This is a genomic window from Flavobacterium sp. (assembly GCF_965657075.1).
Taxonomy (GTDB): Bacteria; Bacteroidota; Bacteroidia; order Flavobacteriales; family Flavobacteriaceae; genus Flavobacterium.
The window spans coordinates 146,579-146,910 of the sequence record NZ_CBFHMV010000005.1; the positions used below are offsets into that span (position 1 = coordinate 146,579).

Annotated in this window: 1 rRNA gene (cut by a window edge); it reads right to left on the reverse strand. The window is 48.2% G+C overall.

Annotated elements, in window-relative coordinates:
• Nucleotides 1–332 (reverse strand): 23S ribosomal RNA (locus ACTF56_RS05665) (its annotated part extends 988 nt beyond the left edge of the window); the annotation flags it as partial.

Here is a 332-nt window from a genome sequence, read left to right on the forward strand (position 1 = left end):
CCCTTCTCCCGCAGTTACGGGTCTATTTTGCCTAATTCCGTAGCCATGAATCTCTCGAGCACCTTAGGATTCTCTCCTCGACTACCTGTGTCGGTTTACGGTACGGGTACTGTTAATCTAAGTTTAGAGGTTTTTCTTGGAAGCCCTTAGGCACACTATCTCTTTAGCCGAAGCCTCCGAGTACTATCGTATTTCCCCAAGATCCGTGGATTTGCCTGCGGTTCTTATAGGTAGGTACTTCAACGAACTATTCCGTCAGTTCGCGGTGCTTTCATCACTCCGTCACCCCATCACAATTACCAGTAGTTCGGGAATATTAACCCGTTGGCCAG